Source organism: Streptomyces sp. NBC_01390 (assembly GCF_045040105.1).
In the GTDB taxonomy this organism is placed as follows: domain Bacteria; phylum Actinomycetota; class Actinomycetes; order Streptomycetales; family Streptomycetaceae; genus Streptomyces.
Genome location: NZ_CP109551.1, coordinates 3,237,506 through 3,257,405, shown reverse-complemented (window position 1 = coordinate 3,257,405; position 19,900 = coordinate 3,237,506). Strand labels below are relative to the sequence as shown.

At 69.7% G+C, this 19,900-nt stretch carries 16 protein-coding genes; 15 read left to right on the top strand and 1 reads right to left on the bottom strand.

What is annotated here, in order from left to right:
* Positions 1–12 precede the first annotated feature (12 nt).
* The 13 genes from OG241_RS14530 (at position 13) to OG241_RS14470 (ending at position 14,434) form a co-directional block, all read left to right on the top strand.
* Complete coding sequence (locus OG241_RS14530; RefSeq protein WP_405826211.1) at positions 13–1,545, top strand: UDP-N-acetylmuramoyl-L-alanyl-D-glutamate--2,6-diaminopimelate ligase; 1,533 nt, start codon at positions 13–15, stop codon at positions 1,543–1,545.
* Between the two features lie 4 nt (positions 1,546–1,549).
* Positions 1,550–2,980 carry a UDP-N-acetylmuramoyl-tripeptide--D-alanyl-D-alanine ligase gene (murF, locus tag OG241_RS14525; protein WP_405815750.1) on the top strand — a complete coding sequence of 477 codons (1,431 nt, stop codon included), beginning with the start codon at positions 1,550–1,552 and terminating at the stop codon, positions 2,978–2,980.
* Positions 2,980–4,068 (top strand): phospho-N-acetylmuramoyl-pentapeptide-transferase, encoded by a 1,089-nt coding sequence (mraY, locus tag OG241_RS14520; RefSeq protein WP_405826209.1) that lies wholly within the window; start codon positions 2,980–2,982, stop codon positions 4,066–4,068. The genes murF and mraY overlap by 1 nt, the downstream gene beginning before the upstream one ends.
* Positions 4,050–5,492 carry a UDP-N-acetylmuramoyl-L-alanine--D-glutamate ligase gene (gene murD / locus OG241_RS14515; RefSeq protein WP_405815749.1) on the top strand — a complete coding sequence of 481 codons (1,443 nt, stop codon included), beginning with the start codon at positions 4,050–4,052 and terminating at the stop codon, positions 5,490–5,492. Before mraY ends, murD begins: the two co-directional genes overlap by 19 nt.
* 208 nt (positions 5,493–5,700) lie before the next feature.
* Positions 5,701–7,083 (top strand): putative lipid II flippase FtsW, encoded by a 1,383-nt coding sequence (gene ftsW, locus OG241_RS14510; RefSeq protein ID WP_405815748.1) that lies wholly within the window; start codon positions 5,701–5,703, stop codon positions 7,081–7,083.
* 6 nt (positions 7,084–7,089) lie between these two features.
* Positions 7,090–8,181 (top strand): undecaprenyldiphospho-muramoylpentapeptide beta-N-acetylglucosaminyltransferase, encoded by a 1,092-nt coding sequence (gene murG / locus OG241_RS14505; RefSeq protein ID WP_319093569.1) that lies wholly within the window; start codon positions 7,090–7,092, stop codon positions 8,179–8,181.
* Positions 8,182–8,208: 27 nt separating this feature from the next.
* On the top strand, positions 8,209–9,027 hold the full coding sequence (locus OG241_RS14500) for a cell division protein FtsQ/DivIB (protein ID WP_405815746.1): 819 nt from the start codon (positions 8,209–8,211) through the stop codon (positions 9,025–9,027).
* Positions 9,028–9,302: 275 nt separating this feature from the next.
* Positions 9,303–10,493, top strand: coding sequence for a cell division protein FtsZ (gene ftsZ / locus OG241_RS14495; RefSeq protein WP_006374377.1), 1,191 nt, complete (start codon positions 9,303–9,305; stop codon positions 10,491–10,493).
* Positions 10,490–11,227 (top strand): peptidoglycan editing factor PgeF, encoded by a 738-nt coding sequence (pgeF, locus tag OG241_RS14490; protein WP_405815744.1) that lies wholly within the window; start codon positions 10,490–10,492, stop codon positions 11,225–11,227. Before ftsZ ends, pgeF begins: the two co-directional genes overlap by 4 nt.
* Positions 11,228–11,232: 5 nt before the next feature.
* Positions 11,233–11,952, top strand: coding sequence for a YggS family pyridoxal phosphate-dependent enzyme (locus tag OG241_RS14485; RefSeq protein ID WP_405815743.1), 720 nt, complete (start codon positions 11,233–11,235; stop codon positions 11,950–11,952).
* A gap of 131 nt (positions 11,953–12,083) precedes the next feature.
* On the top strand, positions 12,084–12,752 hold the full coding sequence (gene sepF, locus OG241_RS14480) for a cell division protein SepF (RefSeq protein ID WP_405815742.1): 669 nt from the start codon (positions 12,084–12,086) through the stop codon (positions 12,750–12,752).
* Positions 12,753–12,837: 85 nt separating this feature from the next.
* Positions 12,838–13,128 (top strand): YggT family protein, encoded by a 291-nt coding sequence (locus OG241_RS14475; RefSeq protein ID WP_384386799.1) that lies wholly within the window; start codon positions 12,838–12,840, stop codon positions 13,126–13,128.
* A gap of 46 nt (positions 13,129–13,174) precedes the next feature.
* Positions 13,175–14,434 carry a DivIVA domain-containing protein gene (locus tag OG241_RS14470; protein WP_405815741.1) on the top strand — a complete coding sequence of 420 codons (1,260 nt, stop codon included), beginning with the start codon at positions 13,175–13,177 and terminating at the stop codon, positions 14,432–14,434.
* Positions 14,435–14,594: 160 nt separating this feature from the next.
* Here OG241_RS14470 and ileS read toward each other — a convergent pair whose 3' ends face one another.
* Positions 14,595–17,753 carry an isoleucine--tRNA ligase gene (gene ileS / locus OG241_RS14465; RefSeq protein WP_405815739.1) on the bottom strand — a complete coding sequence of 1,053 codons (3,159 nt, stop codon included), beginning with the start codon at positions 17,751–17,753 and terminating at the stop codon, positions 14,595–14,597.
* 579 nt (positions 17,754–18,332) lie between these two features.
* On the opposite strand from ileS, the gene OG241_RS14460 reads away from it, so the two are divergent.
* Entirely contained in the window at positions 18,333–19,169 is an 837-nt protein-coding gene (locus OG241_RS14460; protein ID WP_405815738.1) for a TraR/DksA family transcriptional regulator, read from the top strand.
* Between the two features lie 99 nt (positions 19,170–19,268).
* Positions 19,269–19,841: a signal peptidase II gene (gene lspA, locus OG241_RS14455; protein WP_405815737.1), complete on the top strand. Its 573-nt coding sequence runs from the start codon at positions 19,269–19,271 to the stop codon at positions 19,839–19,841.
* The last annotated feature ends 59 nt before the right edge of the window (positions 19,842–19,900 follow it).

Here is a 19,900-nt window from a genome sequence, read left to right as displayed (position 1 = left end):
AAGGGCGTTCCTGTGACATATCCGGGACCGCCGAGGCCGGTTCACGTGTCCGCCACACCCCTCGCGGAACTGGCCGGCCAGCTGGGCGCCCCACAGCCCCCGGCCACGCCGGACGGCATCGTCGCGGTCACGGGCATCACCCATGACTCGCGTGCGGTCCGCCCCGGCGACGTGTACGCCGCCCTCCCGGGGGCCCGGCTGCACGGCGCCGACTTCGTGACGCAGGCCGCCGGCCTCGGCGCCGCCGCCGTGCTGACCGACCCCACGGGCGCCGAACGGGCCGCCGCCACCGGCCTCCCGGTGCTGGTGGTCGACGACCCGCGCGCGCGGATGGGCGAACTGGCGGCCACGATCTACGGCCGTCCGGGGCGCGATCTGCTCCAGATCGGCATCACGGGCACCTCCGGCAAGACCACCACCGCGTATCTCGTCGAGGGCGGCCTCAGGACCGACCGGGTCACCGGGATGATCGGCACGGTCGAGACGCGCATCGGCGACGAGCGCATCAAGTCCGAGCGCACCACCCCCGAAGCCACCGACCTCCAGGCCCTGTTCGCGGTGATGCGCGAGCGCGGGGTCGAGGCGGTCGCCATGGAGGTCTCCAGTCACGCGCTGGTCCTCGGCCGGGTCGACGGCTGCGTCTTCGACCTCGCCGTGTTCACCAACCTCAGCCCGGAACACATGGAGTTCCACTCCGGCATGGAGGACTACTTCCAGGCCAAGGCGCGGCTGTTCACTCCCGAACGCAGCAAACTCGGGGTCGTCAACTACGACGACAGCTACGGCCGGCGGCTCGCCCAGGAGGCAACCGTCCCGGTCGTCACCTTCTCCGCCGAGGGCCACCCGGACGCCGACTGGCGCGCCGAGAACGTCCAGGTCGGCCCGATGGACTCGACGTTCACGGTGGTCGGCCCCAAGGACCAGCGGATCCGCGCGCGGGCACCCCTCGCGGGCACCTTCAACGTCGCCAACACCCTCGCCGCGATCGTCGCCCTCGCCGAGGCCGGGCTCGACCCGCAGGCCGCCGCCGACGGCATCGCCGACGTGCCGGGTGTCCCGGGGCGCCTCGAGCGGGTGGACGTGGGCCAGCCGTATCTCGCGGTCGTCGACTACGCCCACAAGACGGACGCCGTCGAGTCGGTGCTGCGCGCGCTGCGCAAGGTCACCGAGGGCAGCCTGCACGTGGTGCTCGGCTGTGGCGGGGACCGGGACACGACCAAGCGCGCCCCCATGGGCGCCGCCGTTGCCCGGCTCGCCGACACCGCCGTACTGACCTCCGACAACCCCCGCACCGAGGACCCCCTCGCGATCCTCGCGACCATGCTCGAAGGCGCGGCCTCGGTGCCGGCCCACGAGCGCGGTGAGGTCCAGGTGTTCGAGGACCGGGGCGCGGCCATCGCCGCCGCCGTGGCCCGCGCGCGGCCCGGGGACACCGTGCTGGTCGCGGGCAAGGGTCACGAGCAGGGCCAGGACATCGCCGGGGTGGTCCGTCCGTTCGACGACCGCCTGGTGCTTCGCGAAGCTATCCAGCAGACCCAGGGATGAACTTGTGATCGCCCTCTCTCTCGCCGAGATCGCAGCAGTCGTCGGCGGGCAGACCCACGACATACCGGATCCGTCGGTCCAGGTCACCGGACAGGTCGTCAGGGACTCCCGTGAGGTGGAGCCCGGCAGCCTCTTCGTCGCCTTCGCGGGCGAGCGCGTCGACGGCCACGACTTCGCGGCCGCGGTCGTCGAGGCCGGCGCGGTCGCCGTTCTCGCCTCCCGGCCCGTCGGCGTGCCCGCGATCGTCGTGGACGACGTCCAGCGGGCGCTGGGCGCCCTCGCGCGACACGTGGTCCAGAAGCTCGGCGCGACCCTCGTGGCCCTCACCGGCTCCGCGGGCAAGACCAGCACCAAGGACCTGATCGCCCAGGTGCTCCAGCACAAGGCGCCCACGGTCTACACCCCCGGCTCGCTCAACAACGAGATCGGGCTGCCGCTGACCGCGCTGAGCGCCACCGAGGAGACCAGGTTCCTGGTCCTGGAGATGGGCGCCCGCGGCATCGGTCACATCCGCTACCTCACGGAGCTGACGCCCCCGCGGATCGGCCTCGTCATCAACGTCGGCACCGCCCACATCGGCGAGTTCGGCGGACGCGAGCAGATCGCACAAGCGAAGGGCGAACTCGTCGAGGCGCTGCCCTCCGGGGCCGACGGCGGTACCGCGATCCTGAACGCCGACGATCCCCTCGTACGGGCCATGGCGGTTCGAACAAAGGCGAAGGTGATCTTCTTCGGCGAGTCCGGCGAAGCGGACGTACGCGCCGAGAACGTGCGACTCACGGACAGGGGACAGCCTGCCTTCAGGCTCCACACACCCTCCGGTGCAAGCGACGTGACCATGCGCCTGTACGGTGAGCATCACGTGTCGAACGCGCTCGCCGCCGCCGCCGTCGCCCATGAGCTGGGCATGTCCGCAGACGAGATCGCCACCGCGCTCTCCGAGGCGGGCTCCCTCTCCCGCTGGCGGATGGAGGTCACCGAGCGCCCGGACGGCGTGACGATCGTCAACGACGCCTACAACGCGAACCCCGAGTCCATGCGAGCGGCTTTGCGCGCGCTCGCGGCAATGGGCACAGCCTCACGGGCTAAGGGGGGTCGTACGTGGGCGGTGCTCGGCAAGATGGCCGAGCTCGGGGACGAGGCGCTCGCCGAGCACGACGCGGTCGGACGGCTGGCCGTCCGGCTCAATGTCGGCAAGCTCGTCGCGGTCGGGGGCAGGGAAGCGTCCTGGCTCCAACTGGGCGCATATAACGAGGGTTCGTGGGGTGAGGAGTCGGTGCACGTGTCCGACGCACAGGCGGCTGTCGACCTGTTGCGCAGCGAGCTGCGCCCGGGGGATGTCGTGCTCGTGAAGGCGTCCCGGTCGGTCGGGCTGGAGAGCGTGGCGCAGGCGCTCCTGGCGACCGGTGCCGAGGGTGAGGTTTCCGCCCGATGATGAAGCAAATCCTGTTCGCAGGAGTCATTGGTCTTTTCCTGACCCTGATCGGCACCCCGCTGCTGATCAAGCTTCTTGCCCGTAAGGGCTACGGTCAGTACATCCGCGACGACGGCCCGCGCGAGCACCACGCCAAGCGCGGTACGCCGACGATGGGCGGCATCGCCTTCATCCTGGCGACGATCGCCGCGTACTTCCTGTCCAAGGTGTTCACGGGGCTCGGCGAGGCCAGCACACCCCCGCCAACCTTCTCGGGCCTGCTGGTGCTCGGCCTGATGGCGGGCATGGGCCTGGTCGGCTTCCTGGACGACTACATCAAGATCGTCAAGCGCCGTTCGCTCGGTCTGCGGGCCAAGGCGAAGATGGCCGGCCAGCTGACCATCGGTATCGGCTTCGCGGTGCTCTCGCTCCAGTTCGCGGACAGCGTCGGCAACACGCCGGCGTCCACGAAGCTCTCCTTCGTCCAGGACTTCGGCTGGACGATCGGCCCGGTGCTGTTCGTCGTCTGGGCGCTCTTCATGATCCTCGCCATGTCGAACGGCGTGAACCTGACGGACGGTCTGGACGGCCTCGCCACCGGCGCCTCCGTCCTCGTCTTCGGCGCCTACACGTTCATCGGCGTCTGGCAGTTCCAGGAGTCCTGCGCCAACGCGGTGACCCTGACCAACCCGGCGGCCTGCTACGAGGTGCGGGATCCGCTGGACCTCGCCGTCGTCGCCTCGGCGCTTATGGGCGCCTGTCTCGGCTTCCTGTGGTGGAACACGTCACCCGCCAAGATCTTCATGGGCGACACCGGTTCACTGGCCCTGGGCGGCGCGCTCGCCGGCCTCGCGATCTGCTCCCGTACGGAGCTGCTGCTGGCGCTGCTCGGCGGCCTGTTCGTGCTGATCACCATGTCGGTGGTCATCCAGGTCGGCTCGTTCAAGACGACCGGCAAGCGCGTGTTCCGGATGGCGCCACTCCAGCACCACTTCGAACTCAAGGGGTGGTCCGAGGTCCTCATCGTGGTCCGCTTCTGGATCATCCAGGGCATCTGCGTGATCGTCGGCCTGGGCATCTTCTACGCGGGATGGGCGGCCGACAAGTGACCTCCGGCCAGGGCAGCGAGTGGGAGGGCATGCACGTCACCGTCGCCGGCCTCGGCGTCAGCGGCATCAGCGCCGCCCGCGCCCTGGCCGCCCTCGGCGCCCGGGTCACCGTCGTGGACGGCGGGGACTCCGAGGCCCACCGGGAACGCGCGGCGGCCCTGGAGGGCATCGAGGTACGCCTCGGGGACGCCGAGACCCTCCCCGAGGGCACTGGACTCGTCGTCACCTCGCCCGGCTGGAAGCCGAGTTCACCGCTCTTCACGGCGGCGGCCGAGGCGGGCGTGGACGTCGTCGGCGACGTGGAGATCGCCTGGCGGCTGCGCGGGCGGGACGGTCGAGAGCCGGCCCCCTGGCTGGCGATCACCGGCACCAACGGCAAGACGACCACCACCCAGATGCTCGCGTCGATCCTGCGCGCGGCCGGCCTGCGTACGGCCGCCGTCGGCAACATCGGCACACCGATCATCGACGTGGTCCTCGGCGACGAGACGTTTGACGTCCTCGCTGTCGAACTCTCCAGCTACCAGCTCCACTGGGCGCCCTCCCTGCGCGCCCACTCCGCCGCCGTCCTCAACCTCGCCCCCGACCACCTCGACTGGCACGGCTCCATGGAGGCGTACGCCGCCGACAAGGGCCGTATCTACGAGGGCAATCGGGTCGCCTGCGTCTACAACGTGGCCGATAAGGCGACCGAGGACCTGGTGCGCGGCGCGGACGTCGAGGAGGGCTGCCGGGCCGTCGGGTTCACGCTCGGTGCGCCCGGCCCGTCCCAACTCGGCGTCGTGGAGGGCATCCTGGTCGACCGCGCCTTCGTCGAGAACCGGCAGCAGAACGCCCAGGAACTGGCCGAGGTCTCGGACGTCAACCCGCCCGCCCCGCACAACATCGCCAACGCCCTTGCCGCGGCGGCCCTCGCCCGGGCCTACGGGGTGCCCGCGAAGGCGGTCCGGGACGGCCTGCGGGCCTTCACCCCGGACGCCCACCGCATCGCTCACGTGGCCGACGTGGACGGGGTCGCCTACATCGACGACTCCAAGGCGACCAACACCCACGCGGCCGAGGCCTCCTTGGCGTCGTACGAGTCGATCGTGTGGATCGCCGGCGGGCTCGCCAAGGGCGCGACCTTCGACGAACTGGTCGCCAAGTCGGCAAAGCGACTTCGCGGAGTGGTGCTGATCGGCGCCGACCGGGCCCTGATCGGCGAAGCCCTCGCGCGACACGCCCCGGAAGTACCCGTCGTCGACCTCGACCGGACCGACACTGGGGCGATGCTCGCGGCGGTCCGCTCGGCGCGGGACCTGGCCGGTGCCGGGGACACGGTGCTGTTGGCGCCTGCCTGTGCGTCGATGGACATGTTCGCCAACTACAACCAACGCGGTGACGCGTTCGCGCAGGCGGTTCGCGAACTCGGGGCGGGGACCTGACGGTCGGTCTTCGGCCGCGGAGGGTGTCTTCGGGGGCCTTGGAGGGACACGTGAGGTGGGTTGTGGCTCGGGAACTTTCGGTGGATTGTCTGGTGCCGGCCCGGTGGGGGGCTGGTCGCGCCCCGCGGCGGAGCCGCAGATGGACACAGCCCCGCGCCCCTGAAGGGGGCGCTGCGCGCGCCCTTCATCAGTCGCGCGGGAGGCTCTGATGCCCAGTAGCCGTACCGGGCGGGCGCCCGTGCAGGGGGCTGTGCGGGTTCGTAGGCCCGCCGCGCCACGGCCGCCACGGGACAATCCCGTGCGCCGGTTTCGGCGGCGTGTGGAGCGGGCCTGGGACCGGCCGCTGACCGCGTACTACGTGATCCTCGGCGGCTCGCTGCTGATCACGGTGCTCGGCCTTGTGATGGTCTACTCGGCCTCCCAGATCACCGCGCTGCAACTGTCCAAGCCCGGCACGTTCTTCTTCCGCAAACAGTTGCTGGCCGCCACGATCGGCGGCGTGCTGCTCTTCTCGGCCTCGCGGATGCCGGTGAAGCTGCACCGGGCGCTCGCCTACCCGATCCTCGCCGGCTCCGTCTTCCTGATGGCCCTCGTCCAGGTGCCCGGGATAGGGCTGTCCATCAACGGCAACCAGAACTGGATCTCGCTGGGCGGCTCCTTCCAGATCCAGCCGAGCGAGTTCGGCAAGCTCGCCCTGGTGCTGTGGGGCGCCGACCTGATCGCCCGCAAGGAGGACAAGCGGCTGCTCACGCAGTGGAAGCACATGCTGGTGCCGCTGGTCCCGGTCACGTTCATGCTGCTCGGCCTGATCATGCTCGGCGGCGACATGGGTACGGCGATCATCCTCACCGCCATCCTGTTCGGGCTGCTCTGGCTGGCCGGGGCGCCCACGCGTCTGTTCGTGGGTGTGCTGTCCGTGGCCGCGTTCATCGGCCTCGTCCTCATCAAGACCAGCCCCAACCGGATGGCCCGCTTCCAGTGCATCGGCGCCACCGAGCCCGGCACCGGGGCCACGTCCTGCTGGCAGGCCGTGCACGGAATCTACGCGCTCGCCTCCGGTGGCCTGTTCGGTTCGGGCCTCGGTGCGAGTGTGGAAAAATGGGGGCAACTCCCCGAAGCCCACACCGACTTCATCTTCGCCGTGACCGGGGAGGAACTGGGCCTGGCGGGGACGCTGTCGGTGCTCGCCCTCTTCGCGGCCCTAGGCTATGCGGGTATCCGCGTGGCCGGACGCACGGAGGACCCCTTCGTGAGGTACGCCGCGGGAGGTGTGACCACCTGGATCACCGCTCAGGCAGTGATCAACATCGGTGCGGTGCTCGGCCTGCTGCCGATCGCCGGGGTCCCGCTCCCGCTGTTCTCCTACGGGGGTTCCGCCCTGTTGCCGACCATGTTCGCCATCGGACTGCTGATCGCCTTCGCACGCGACGAACCGGGTGCGCGGGCGGCGCTTTCGTTGCGGCAACCCCGCTTTGGTAGAAAGCGGGGGACTGGGGGCTCTGTTCGGTCTGGAAGGCCGGCCGGAACCTCCCGGAGATGGAACACGATGAGACGGCGTGCCTCGGCGGCGCGTTCGTCCGGAGAGCGGTGAATTTCGGTGCATGTCGTACTCGCCGGTGGGGGGACCGCCGGCCACATCGAGCCCGCGCTCGCCCTCGCGGACGCCCTGCGCAGGGCTGACCCCACCATGGGGATCACGGCCCTGGGCACGGAACGCGGTCTGGAGACCCGGCTCGTCCCCGAGCGGGGCTATGACCTGGCGCTGATCCCAGCGGTCCCACTGCCGCGCAAGCCCACCCCCGAGCTGATCACCGTCCCCGGGCGGCTGCGCGGCACGATCAAGGCGGCCGAGCAGATCCTGGAGCGCACCAAGGCCGACGCCGTCGTCGGCTTCGGCGGCTATGTGGCCCTGCCCGGCTACCTCGCCGCCAAGCGCCTGGGGGTGCCGATCGTCGTCCACGAGGCCAACGCCCGCCCCGGCCTCGCCAACAAGATCGGCTCGCGGTACGCCGCCCAGGTCGCCGTCTCCACCCCGGACAGCAAGCTCCGCGACGCCCGCTACATCGGCATCCCGTTGCGCCGCTCCATCGCCACCCTGGACCGGGCAGCGGTACGTCCCGAGGCGCGGGCCGCGTTCGGGCTCGACCCGAGCCTGCCGACGCTGCTGGTCTCCGGCGGCTCGCAGGGCGCCCGGCACCTCAACGAGGTGGTCGAGCGGGTCGCGCCGTACCTCCAGCAGGCCGGCATCCAGGTGCTGCACGCGGTCGGCCCGAAGAACGAACTGCCGCAGGTCCACCAGATGCCGGGGATGCCCCCCTACATCCCGGTACCGTACGTGGACCGGATGGACCTCGCGTACGCCGCGGCCGACATGATGCTCTGCCGTGCGGGCGCGATGACCGTCGCCGAACTCTCCGCCGTCGGACTCCCGGCCGCCTACGTCCCGCTGCCCATCGGCAACGGCGAACAGCGGCTGAACGCCCAGCCGGTGGTGAAGGCCGGTGGCGGACTCCTGGTCGACGACGCGGAACTGACGCCCGAATGGGTCCAGCGCCACGTCCTGCCCGTGCTCGCCGACCCGCACCGGCTGTACGAGATGTCCCGTGCCGCCAGCGAGTTCGGCCGCCGGGACGCCGACGACCTGCTCGTCGGCATGGTGTACGAGGCGATCGCCTCGCGCCACCGCTAGGCGACGACGAGGGAAGGCAGGGCAGGCGTGGCCGGAGGAGCGACGACCGCCGAACGCGGCGAACGGCAGCAGGACACCTCCGGCCCGCCCCGCCGGCCGGGCCTCCTCGGCCGGCCCGGGCCGCGCAGGCTTCGTGCGATCGTCATCACGGCCTGCGCCCTGCTCGTCCTCGGCGGGAGCGCCCTGTGGGTGCTCTACGGGTCCCGGTGGACGCACGTGGAGCGTGTGTCGGTGTCGGGGACCGGTGTTCTGACGCAGGCACAGGTGCGGGAAGCCGCCGACGTGCCGCTCGGGGAACCTCTCGTTTCCGTCGACACCGACGCCATCGAGTCCCGACTGCTCCGGAAATTGCCCCGAATTGACTCGGTTGAGGTCACTCGGTCCTGGCCGCACGAAATCGTGCTGAAAGTGGTCGAACGTACCCCGGTCCTGATTGTCAAAAGCGTCGGGAAACCGGCCAAGTATGTCGAAGTGGACGCGAAAGGCGTGCGATTCGCGACGGTTTCGCATGCTCCCGAAGGCGTACCCGCATTGGAATTGACGATGTCCCGGACCGGTTCGCAGACGGCGAGTCTGCGCCGTTTCGGCGGCGACCGGCTGGTGGTCGAGGCGGTGTTGGTGGCGGGCGAGCTGCCGGGCGCCGTCGCGCGCGCCACCAGGACGGTCAAGGTCCGTTCGTACGACTCCATCTCGCTGGAGTTGGGCGACGGCCGGACCGTCGCGTGGGGGAGTGCCGAGAAGGGTGCCGCGAAGGCCCATGCGCTCACTGCTCTCATGAAAGCGGCTCCCGGGGCGCGGCACTTCGACGTGAGCGTCCCCACCGCCCCCGCGTCATCAGGGAGTTGACGCCTGTCCGTGCAGGCCAGCACCCTGGTTGGGCATCGCTATGGCTGATCACATAGGGTGAAAAGAAAAACGGGAGGTTCGGCGTGTTCGTTGAACGTGCGCCACTTGTCGACTTAGTGTCCTGTTCGGAAGAGTCCAAGGAACAGACACACTGGTAACCCTAAACTTCAACGTTAGGGTTCGGGTCGGCGTTCGGACCGTCCCACTTCGGCATGAGTTGTCCGTTCGCCGTATCGCGAACGGCGACACGTAACTCGAGGCGAGAGGCCTTCGACGTGGCAGCACCGCAGAACTACCTCGCAGTCATCAAAGTCATCGGTGTCGGCGGCGGTGGTGTCAACGCCATCAACCGGATGATCGAGGTCGGTCTGAAGGGCGTCGAGTTCATCGCCATCAACACCGATGCTCAGGCGCTGTTGATGAGCGACGCCGACGTCAAACTCGACGTCGGCCGCGAACTCACCCGCGGACTCGGCGCCGGCGCCAACCCGGCCGTCGGCCGCAAGGCCGCAGAGGACCACCGCGAGGAGATCGAGGAGGTCCTCAAGGGGGCCGACATGGTCTTCGTGACGGCAGGCGAGGGTGGCGGCACCGGCACCGGCGGCGCGCCCGTCGTGGCCAACATCGCCCGCAACCTCGGCGCCCTCACCATCGGCGTGGTCACCCGCCCCTTCACCTTCGAGGGACGGCGCCGCGCCAACCAGGCCGAGGACGGCATCGCGGAACTCCGCGAAGAGGTCGACACCCTCATCGTCATCCCCAACGACCGGCTGCTGTCCATCTCGGACCGCCAGGTCTCGGTCCTCGACGCCTTCAAGTCGGCGGACCAGGTCCTGCTCTCCGGCGTCCAGGGCATCACCGACCTGATCACCACCCCCGGTCTGATCAACCTCGACTTCGCCGACGTCAAGTCCGTGATGTCCGAGGCCGGTTCGGCCCTCATGGGCATCGGTTCGGCCCGTGGTGACGACCGTGCGGTGGCGGCGGCCGAGATGGCGATCTCCTCGCCACTCCTGGAGGCCTCCATCGACGGCGCCCGGGGCGTCCTGCTCTCCATCTCCGGTGGCTCCGACCTCGGCCTGTTCGAGATCAACGAGGCCGCCCAGCTGGTCAGCGAGGCCGCGCACCCCGAGGCCAACATCATCTTCGGTGCGGTCATCGACGACGCCCTCGGCGACGAGGTCCGGGTCACGGTCATCGCGGCCGGCTTCGACGGGGGGCAGCCCCCGCCCAAGCGGGACAACATCCTCGGCTCGGCCGGCGCCAAGCGCGACGAACCGACGCCGGTACGATCGTCCGACAGCCGGCCGTCCTTCGGCTCGCTCGGCAGCGTCACGCCGAGGGAGACCCCGGCACCCGCCCCGGAGCCGGCGAACGAGCTCCCGATCTCCCCGCCGGTCCCGCCGTCCCGGTCCTACTCGGACAGCGCGGCGGAGGAACTGGACGTGCCGGACTTCCTGAAGTGATAGGGCAGCGCTCCGAAACGAGCGATGCGAGCGGCGCGCACTTCGCCTTCACCGACCGGTGGGGCGGGGTGAGCGCCGTTCCGTACGAGGAGCTGAACCTCGGCGGAGCAGTCGGCGACGACCCGGCCGCCGTCGTCACGAATCGTGAACTGGCCGCCAAGTCCCTGGGTCTCGACCCGGACCGGGTGGTCTGGATGAACCAGGTGCACGGCAACGACGTCGCCGAGGTCGACGGGCCGTGGACCACCCGGTCCGCCCCGCCCGTCGACGGCCTGGTGACCGCCACCAGGGGCCTCGCCGTCGCCGTGCTCACCGCCGACTGCGTTCCGGTCCTGCTGGCCGACCCGGTCGCCGGAGTGGTCGCCGCGGCCCACGCGGGCCGGCCCGGCCTGGTCGCCGGGATCGTCCCCGCCGCGGTGGACGCCATGGAGTCCCTCGGCGCCGACCCCGCCCGGATCGTCGCCCGCACCGGCCCTGCTGTCTGCGGCCGGTGCTACGAAGTGCCGCAGGAGATGCGCGCCGACGTCGCCGCCGTCGAACCCGCGGCGTACGCCGAGACCAGTTGGGGCACACCCGCCGTCGACGTGGTCGCCGGGGTGCACGCCCAACTGGAGCGGCTCGGGGTGCGTGACCGGCAGCAGTCGCCGGTGTGCACGCGGGAGTCCGCCGACCATTTCTCGTACCGCCGCGACCGCACGACCGGGCGGCTCGCAGGCTATGTCTGGCTGGACTGATGGACATGACGGACCGTAAGGGCGAACTCGCCGCAAATCTGGCGGCAGTCGAGGAGCGAATCGCGACGGCCTGTTCGGCGGCGGGCCGCAAGCGGGAGGAGGTGACGCTGATCGTCGTCACCAAGACCTACCCCGCGAGTGATGTGCGGATCCTGTGGGAGCTCGGTGTGCGTCATGTGGCCGAGAATCGCGACCAGGACGCGGCGCCCAAGGCCGAGGAGTGCGCGGATCTGGCTCTCACCTGGCATTTCGTGGGCCAGTTGCAGACCAACAAGGTACGTTCCGTGGTCGGTTACGCCGGTGTCGTGCAGTCCGTCGACCGTGACCGGCTGGTCTCCGGGCTGTCCAGGGAGGCGGTGCGGGCGGGGCGCGAGGTGGGCTGCCTGATCCAGGTCGCGCTGGACGCGGAGGAGAGTGCGCGCGGGGAGCGCGGAGGCGTCGGGCCGGGCGGAATCGGGGAGTTGGCCGACCTGGTGGCCGGGGCCGAGGGGCTCAGGCTCGACGGGTTGATGACCGTCGCACCGCTGACCGGACCGTACGCCGGACGTGAACCGGCGGCGTTCGAGCGGCTGATGGATTTGTCGACTGCTATGCGCCGCACCCATCCGGCTGCGAACATGGTGTCCGCAGGGATGAGTGCGGACCTCGAGAAGGCCGTGACGGCCGGGGCGACACATGTGCGCGTCGGCAGTGCGGTACTCGGAGTCCGTCCCAGGCTCGGGTAACGTCGCCAGGAAGTCGGACCACAGCAGAAAATATGGTCATTACCGCTGAGAGGCGGTCGTAACGACCTCGTGGATCACGGGCACTTGGCATACGTCAGTCGATCCACCACAGAGCGGGAGGACTCAGAGCAATGGCCGGCGCGATGCGCAAGATGGCGGTCTACCTCGGCCTCGTGGAGGACGATGGGTACGACGGCCGGGGATTCGACCCCGATGACGACTTCGAGCCCGAGCTCGACCCGGAACCCGAGCGCGACCTGCGGCGGCGTGAGCCCTCGCACCAGCCGCACGGTTCGCACCAGTCCCATCAGTCACACCAGCCACACCAGTCCCAAAGGGACGAATCGGTACGAGTGGTGCAGCCGTCCGCCCCGCGCGATCCGGTGTCGCATTCCGCCTCGCTGGGTGCGGAATCCGGACGTCCGGCGCGGATCGCGCCCGTGGCGTCCATCACACAAGAACGCTCAGGCCTGGAGAAGAACGCACCGGTGATCATGCCCAAGGTCGTGTCGGAACGAGAGCCTTACCGGATCACCACGCTCCACCCCCGGACCTACAACGAGGCCCGTACCATCGGGGAACACTTCCGTGAGGGCACTCCTGTGATCATGAATCTCACTGAGATGGATGACACAGACGCCAAGCGACTTGTCGACTTTGCGGCCGGTTTGGTGTTTGGTCTTCACGGCAGCATCGAGCGGGTGACGCAGAAGGTGTTCCTGTTGTCGCCTGCTAACGTCGATGTCACGGCGGAGGACAAGGCCCGCATCGCAGAGGGCGGGTTCTTCAACCAGAGCTGAGACGCACAACCGGAAAAGCAGTAACCAGGCAGTACCAACAGCGGTACCCAGCAGCACGGAAACAGGGGAGAGGTAAGCGCGGATCATGAGCGTGGTTGGACAGGTTCTCTACATCGCGCTGATGTGCTTCCTCATCGTGCTGATCTTCCGGTTGGTCATGGACTACGTCTTCCAGTTCGCCCGCTCATGGCAGCCCGGCAAGGCGATGGTGGTCGTTCTGGAGGCCACCTACACTGTCACTGATCCACCGCTCAAGCTTCTGCGGCGGGTCATCCCGCCGTTGCGTCTCGGGGGCGTGGCGCTCGACCTGTCCTTCTTCGTACTGATGATCATCGTGTACATCCTGATCACCGTCGTCAGGTCGGTGTTGGTGTGAACGATACGGTCTTGCCGAATGCCGACGACTACGTTGAGGTGAAGAGATGCCGTTGACCCCCGAGGATGTGCGGAACAAGCAGTTCACGACCGTCCGCCTCCGAGAAGGCTATGACGAGGACGAGGTCGATGCCTTCCTCGACGAGGTAGAAGCCGAACTGACCCGACTGCTCCGCGAGAACGAGGACCTGCGCGCCAAGCTGGCCGCTGCCACGCGCGCCGCTGCCCAGAACCAGCAGCAGGGCATGCGCAAGCCTCCGGAACAGGACCAGCAGCAGGGCATGCAGCAACAGGGCATGCCCCAGCAAGGCATGCCCCAGCAGGGGATGCCGCAGCAGGGCATGCGAGGCCCCGGCGGCCCGGTGCCCGCCGGCATATCGGGCCCGCCGCAGCAGCAGATGGGCGGCCCCATGGGCGGCCCGCCCCAGCTGCCCAGCGGTGCACCGCAGTTGCCCCCCGGAGGTGGCCAGGGCGGTCCGCAGGGACCCGGCCCGATGGGTCAGGGCCCCATGGGCCAGAACCCGATGCAGGGTCAGATGGGTCAGGGCCCCATGGGTCAGGGTCCGATGCAGGGTCAGATGGGCCAGGGCGGCATGCCGGGCCAGATGCAGCAGATGCCCGGTCAGCAGATGCAGGGCCAGATGCAGCAGATGGGCGGCCCGATGGGCGGTCCCATGGGTGGCCCCATGGGCGGTCCCGGCCAGGGTCCTGGTGGAGACAGCGCCGCGCGCGTTCTCTCGCTGGCCCAGCAGACCGCCGACCAGGCGATCGCCGAGGCTCGTTCCGAGGCCAACAAGATCGTCGGCGAGGCCCGCAGCCGCGCCGAGGGCCTGGAGCGCGACGCCCGCGCCAAGGCCGACGCTCTTGAGCGGGACGCGCAGGAGAAGCACCGCGTCGCGATGGGCTCCCTGGAGTCCGCTCGCGCCACGCTGGAGCGCAAGGTCGAGGATCTGCGTGGCTTCGAGCGCGAGTACCGCACCCGCCTGAAGTCGTACCTGGAGTCGCAGCTGCGTCAGCTGGAGACCCAGGCCGACGACTCGCTGGCCCCGCCGCGTACTCCGGCCACGGCCTCCCTGCCGCCGTCCCCGGCGCCCTCGATGGCTCCGGCCGGCGCCGGTGCCCCGTCGTACGGCGGCAACCAGGGCATGGGTGGCCCCGGTCCCGCCGGCCCGTCCTACGGTGGCCAGCAGCAGATGTCCCCGGCGATGACCCAGCCCATGGCTCCGGTCCGGCCGCAGGGCCCGTCTCCGATGGGTCAGGCTCCTTCACCGATGCGCGGCTTCCTGATCGACGAGGACGACAACTGACGGCCTCTAGTACGCCTTAGGCGTCGTCGGCGTTCAGGGCGGGGCCCCGGATTTTCATCCGGGGCCCCGCCCTTTTGCGTGTGCCCGTTGACGCCGAAGGCCCGCTCCCGCCGATTCGGTCGGCGGGAGCGGGCCTTCGTACGCGCTGTGCCTGTCGCTGTTACGCCTTGCGCAGGCAGAACGTCAGGGACAGGCCCTCGTCCGTGAACGGGTCTCCGTAGGTGTCGTCCGCGTCACCCTGGCCGAAGTCGGTGGCCAGGACCTCGTCGGAGATCAGGCCGGAGTGCTCGGCCAGGGCCGCGGTGACCGCCGGGTCCGTGGACGTCCAGCGCAGCGCGATGCGGTCGGCCACGTCGAGGCCGCTGTTCTTGCGGGCCTCCTGGATCAGCCGGATCGCGTCACGGGCGAGGCCCGCCTGACGCAGCTCCGCCGTGATCTCCAGGTCGAGGGCGACCGTCGCGCCCGAGTCGGACGCCACCGACCAGCCCTCGCGCGGGGTCTCCGTGATGATGACCTCGTCCGGAGCCAGCGTGACCGTCTCGCCGTCGACCTCCACCGACGCCTTGCCCGCGCGCAGGGCGAGGGACAGCTCGGCCGCGTCGGCGTTCGCGACGGCCTTCGCGACGTCCTGGACGCGCTTGCCGAACCGCTTGCCCAGGGCGCGGAAGTTGGCCTTGGCGGTGGTGTCGACCAGCGAGCCGCCCACTTCGGAGAGGGACGCGAGGGAGCTGACGTTGAGCTCCTCCGTGATCTGCGCGTGCAGTTCGCGGTCCAGGGTGTCGAAGCCTGCCGCCGCGACCAGCGCGCGGGACAGCGGCTGACGCGTCTTCACGCCCGACTCCGCGCGCGTGGCACGGCCGAGCTCGACCAGCCGCCGTACGAGCACCATCTGCTTCGACAGCTCCGGGTCGATCGCGGACAGGTCCGCCTCGGGCCAGGTGGTCAGATGGACGGACTCGGGGCTGCCCGGGGTCACCGGCACCACCAGGTCCTGCCAGACCCGCTCGGTGATGAACGGGGTCAGCGGGGCCATCAGCTTCGTGACCGTCTCGACGACCTCGTGCAGGGTGCGCAGCGCGGCCTTGTCGCCCTGCCAGAAGCGGCGCCGGGACCGGCGTACGTACCAGTTGGACAGGTCGTCGACGAACGCCGACAGGAGCTTGCCGGCGCGCTGGGTGTCGTACGCCTCCAGGGACTGCGTCACCTGGTCGGTGAGCGCGTGGAGCTCGGACAGGAGCCAGCGGTCCAGGACCGGGCGGTCGGCCGGGGCCGGGTCCGCCGCGGACGGGGCCCAGTTCGACGTACGCGCGTACAGGGCCTGGAAGGCGACCGTGTTCCAGTACGTGAGGAGCGTCTTGCGGACGACCTCCTGGATCGTGCCGTGGCCGACGCGCCGGGCCGCCCACGGGGAACCGCCGGCGGCCATGAACCAGCGCACCGCGTCCGCGCCGTGCCGGTCCATCAGCGGGATCGGGTCCAGGGTGTTGCCCAGGTGCTTGGACATCTTGCGGCCGTCCTCGGCGAGGATGTGGCCGAGGCAGACCACGTTCTCGTAGGACGACTTGTCGAAGACGAGCGTGCCGACCGCCATCAGCGTGTAGAACCAGCCGCGGGTCTGGTCGATGGCCTCGCTGATGAACTGCGCCGGGTACCGGGACTCGAACAGTTCCTTGTTCTTGTACGGGTAGCCCCACTGCGCGAACGGCATCGAACCCGAGTCGTACCAGGCGTCGATGACCTCCGGCACGCGCGTGGCCGTCTGTCCGCAGTCGTCCTGGGGGCAGGCGAAGGTGACCGCGTCGATGAACGGGCGGTGCGGGTCCAGGCCCGACTGGTCGGTGCCCGTGAGCTCGGTCAGCTCCGCGCGGGAGCCGACGACCGTGAGGTGGTCCTCCTCGCAGCGCCAGATCGGGAGCGGGGTGCCCCAGTAGCGGTTGCGGGAGAGCGCCCAGTCGATGTTGTTGTTCAGCCAGTCGCCGTACCGGCCGTTCTTGACCGTGTCCGGGAACCAGTTGGTCTTCTCGTTCTCCTGGAGGAGACGGTCCTTGACGGCCGTCGTGCGGATGTACCAGGAGGGCTGCGCGTAGTAGAGGAGCGCGGTGTGGCAGCGCCAGCAGTGCGGGTAGCTGTGCTCGTACGGGATGTGCTTGAAGAGGAGGCCGCGCTGCTGGAGGTCCGCGGTGAGCTGTTCGTCCGCCTTCTTGAAGAAGACGCCGCCTACGAGGGGGACGTCCTCCTCGAAGGTGCCGTCCGGGCGGACCGGGTTCACGACCGGCAGGCCGTACGCGCGGCAGACCTTGAGGTCTTCCTCACCGAAGGCGGGGGACTGGTGGACCAGACCCGTGCCGTCCTCGGTCGTCACGTAGTCCGCGTTCACCACGTAGTGGGTGGGCACGTCGTCCGGGAACTCGACGAGCTCGAACGGACGTTGATAGGACCAGCGCTCCATCTCGGCGCCGGTGAAGGTCTGGCCCGTGGACTGCCACTCCTCGCCGAGCGCCTTGGTGAGCAGCGGCTCGGCGACGACGAGCTTCTCGCTGCCGGAGGGGCCCTTCGTCGCCACCACGTAGGTGACGTCGGGGTGGGCGGCGACCGCGGTGTTGGAGACCAGCGTCCAGGGAGTAGTCGTCCAGACGACGAGGGCGGCCTCGCCGGCCAGCGGACCGGAGGTGAGCGGGAAACGGACGTACACGGAGGGGTCGACGACCGTCTCGTACCCCTGGGCCAGCTCGTGGTCCGACAGTCCTGTGCCGCAGCGCGGGCACCAGGGGGCGACGCGGTGGTCCTGGGTCAGCAGGCCCTTGTCGAAGATCGTCTTCAGCGACCACCAGACCGACTCGATGTACTCGGGGTCCATCGTGCGGTACGGGTCGTGCAGGTCGGTCCAGTACCCCATGCGGGTCGTGAGCGCCTCGAAGGCGTCCGTGTGCCGGGTCACCGACTCGCGGCACTTGGCGTTGAACTCGGCGATGCCGTACGCCTCGATGTCCTGCTTGCCGGAGAAGCCGAGCTCCTTCTCGACGGCCAGCTCGACCGGGAGGCCGTGGCAGTCCCAGCCGGCCTTGCGGGCCACGTGGTAGCCGCGCATCGTGCGGAAGCGCGGGAACACGTCCTTGAAGACGCGGGCCTCGATGTGGTGGGCGCCCGGCATGCCGTTGGCGGTGGGCGGGCCCTCGTAGAACACCCACTCGGGGCGGCCTTCGGACTGGTCGAGGCTCTTGGCGAAGATCTTCTGCTCGCGCCAGAAGTCGAGCACGGCGTGCTCAAGGGCGGGCAGGTCGACCTGGGCGGGCACCTGGCGGTACGTCGGCGTTGTCATCAGCGAGCTTCCTCCGGCGGACTTTCTGCCTTCCGTCGGAGGGACGAGAGCCGGAATTCTCCGGACGCCTTGTACGGCGTACTCCCGCGGTACCACCCTCCTTGGCTCCCCGGTGCGTCGTGCCCACCGATGAGCCCCCTCATTGGGGTCGCGAAACCGGGTCTACCGGCCGCGGCTGTCCTGCTCGCCTCGCTGCGGCTTTCTTCCGGCGGCTCCGGGGTGATCTTCGCGTCGCGCTCACCCCCGGGCTTCCACCGTCCCCGGGTCGCTCTGGGCTGCGTACGCCGCTACTCGTCCCCATCCACGCTTCTCGCTCCGCCAGTGTACGGCGCCCCACGGACAGCGGCCGACCGGTTTTCCGAGCCACCCGAATGGCCAGGGTCGGGTGTCCGGATTCCGGGACGCGCGGCTGGGCGGATTACCCGGCGGAGAGCTGGGAACAACGCTTGCAGGTTCGCCCCGCGGGAGCGGCGGGGTGGGCGAATCGGGTGGTCTGCCCCGTTGCCGCGGGTCTCAAGTCGATTTATCGTCCCAGCACGATTCGCGAGCAAGATCACAATATGTGAAGGGGCCGCGGCCATGGTGGCGAAAAAGACCGCCGTACAGCAGTCGGCGTCCGGCAGATCCACGGGATCCAGGGCTGCGGGGGCCTCCGGCGGTGGCAAGGGCACGGACGCGAAGAAGACCGCCCTGAAAAAGGGCGCCGCGAAGAAGACGGTGACCAAAAGGGCTGTGGCGAAAACAGCTGCCGAAAAGGTCGAGAGGGTTGAGAGGGCCGAGAAGGCCGAAAAGAAGGCCGCCGCTGCTCCCGAAAGCACCGCGGCTCACAGCAGTGCCGGTAAACGCACGTCCCCAAAGACCACGGCCAAGAAGAGCACGGCCAACAAGGCGGGTGCGGCCGAGGCCGCGAAGACGACGGGAGCCACGACGGTGGTTGCGAAGAAGACTCCTGGCACGGCCACGGCGGCGAAGAAGGCCGGCACGGTGCCCAAGGCACGGGTCGTGGCGGCGGCGGAGCCGGGTGAGCTCGCCGTACGCCCCGGTGAGGACCCATGGACCCCGGAGGAGGTGTCGGAGGCGCGCGCCGAGTTGCAGTCCGAGGTGCTGCGGCTGCGCGCCGAGATCACGTCGTCCGAGCAGTCGCTCGTGGGCCTGATGCGGGACTCCGGGGACGGCGCGGGGGACGACCAGGCCGACACCGGCACCAAGAACATCACGCGCGAGCACGAGATGGCGCTGGCGGCCAGCGCGCGCGAGAGGCTCGTCCAGGACGAGCGGGCCCTGGAGCGGCTGGACACGGGCACGTACGGCCTGTGCGAGAACTGCGGCAACCCGATCGGCAAGGCGCGGATGCAGGCCTTCCCGCGCGCGACGCTGTGCGTCGAGTGCAAGCAGAAGCAGGAGCGGCGCTACTGACCCCCGGCGGATCCGCGCCGTGCACCTCCTGCGCTGCGGTGTGCCAGGAGGCGTGTCGTACTCTCGTCCTCAGTCAGGAACCTAGGTTGAGGGACTCACGTGGCAGAGGCGGAGCGCATCATCGGTACGCCGGACATCCCAGACGCGGCGGGAGCCGAGCCGGAGACACCGGACGGGCGGCCCCGGGGCCGGCGCCGGATCCTTGTGCTGTTCACCGTCGCCGCGCTGGCGTACGCGCTGGACCTCGTCAGCAAGATGATCGTGGTCGCCAAGCTGGAGCACCACGCGCCGATCGAGATCATCGGGGACTGGCTGAAGTTCGAGGCGATCCGCAACGCGGGTGCCGCCTTCGGCATGGGTGAGGCCTTCACCGTGATCTTCACGGTCATCGCGGCGTCCGTGATCGTCGTGATCGCCCGGCTGGCCCGCAAGCTCTACAGCCTGCCCTGGGCGATCGCGCTCGGGTTGCTGCTCGGCGGCGCGCTGGGCAACCTGACCGACCGGATCTTCCGCTCCCCGAGCGTCTTCAAGGGCGCGGTCGTCGACTTCATCGCACCCAAGCACTTCGCGGTCTTCAACCTGGCCGACTCGGCGATCGTCTGCGGCGGCATCCTGATCGTCCTGCTGTCCTTCAAGGGGCTCGACCCGGACGGCACCGTCCACAAGGACTGAGGGGCTCGAGGGGGGTTTGTCCACAGGCCCGGTCGGGGGTAGCGGGCCAGTCCGGCATA

Excerpts from the sequence above, each read along its gene's own strand:
- mraY (WP_405826209.1), top strand. The coding sequence starts at position 2,980 with ATGAAGCAAATCCTGTTCGCAGGAGTCATTGGTCTTTTCCTGACCCTG.
- murD (WP_405815749.1), top strand. The coding sequence starts at position 4,050 with ATGGGCGGCCGACAAGTGACCTCCGGCCAGGGCAGCGAGTGGGAGGGC.
- ftsW (WP_405815748.1), top strand. The coding sequence starts at position 5,701 with ATGCCCAGTAGCCGTACCGGGCGGGCGCCCGTGCAGGGGGCTGTGCGG.
- OG241_RS14485 (WP_405815743.1), top strand. The coding sequence starts at position 11,233 with ATGACGGACCGTAAGGGCGAACTCGCCGCAAATCTGGCGGCAGTCGAG.
- sepF (WP_405815742.1), top strand. The coding sequence starts at position 12,084 with ATGGCCGGCGCGATGCGCAAGATGGCGGTCTACCTCGGCCTCGTGGAG.
- OG241_RS14475 (WP_384386799.1), top strand. The coding sequence starts at position 12,838 with ATGAGCGTGGTTGGACAGGTTCTCTACATCGCGCTGATGTGCTTCCTC.
- OG241_RS14470 (WP_405815741.1), top strand. The coding sequence starts at position 13,175 with ATGCCGTTGACCCCCGAGGATGTGCGGAACAAGCAGTTCACGACCGTC.
- ileS (WP_405815739.1), bottom strand. The coding sequence starts at position 17,753 with ATGACAACGCCGACGTACCGCCAGGTGCCCGCCCAGGTCGACCTGCCC.
- OG241_RS14460 (WP_405815738.1), top strand. The coding sequence starts at position 18,333 with ATGGTGGCGAAAAAGACCGCCGTACAGCAGTCGGCGTCCGGCAGATCC.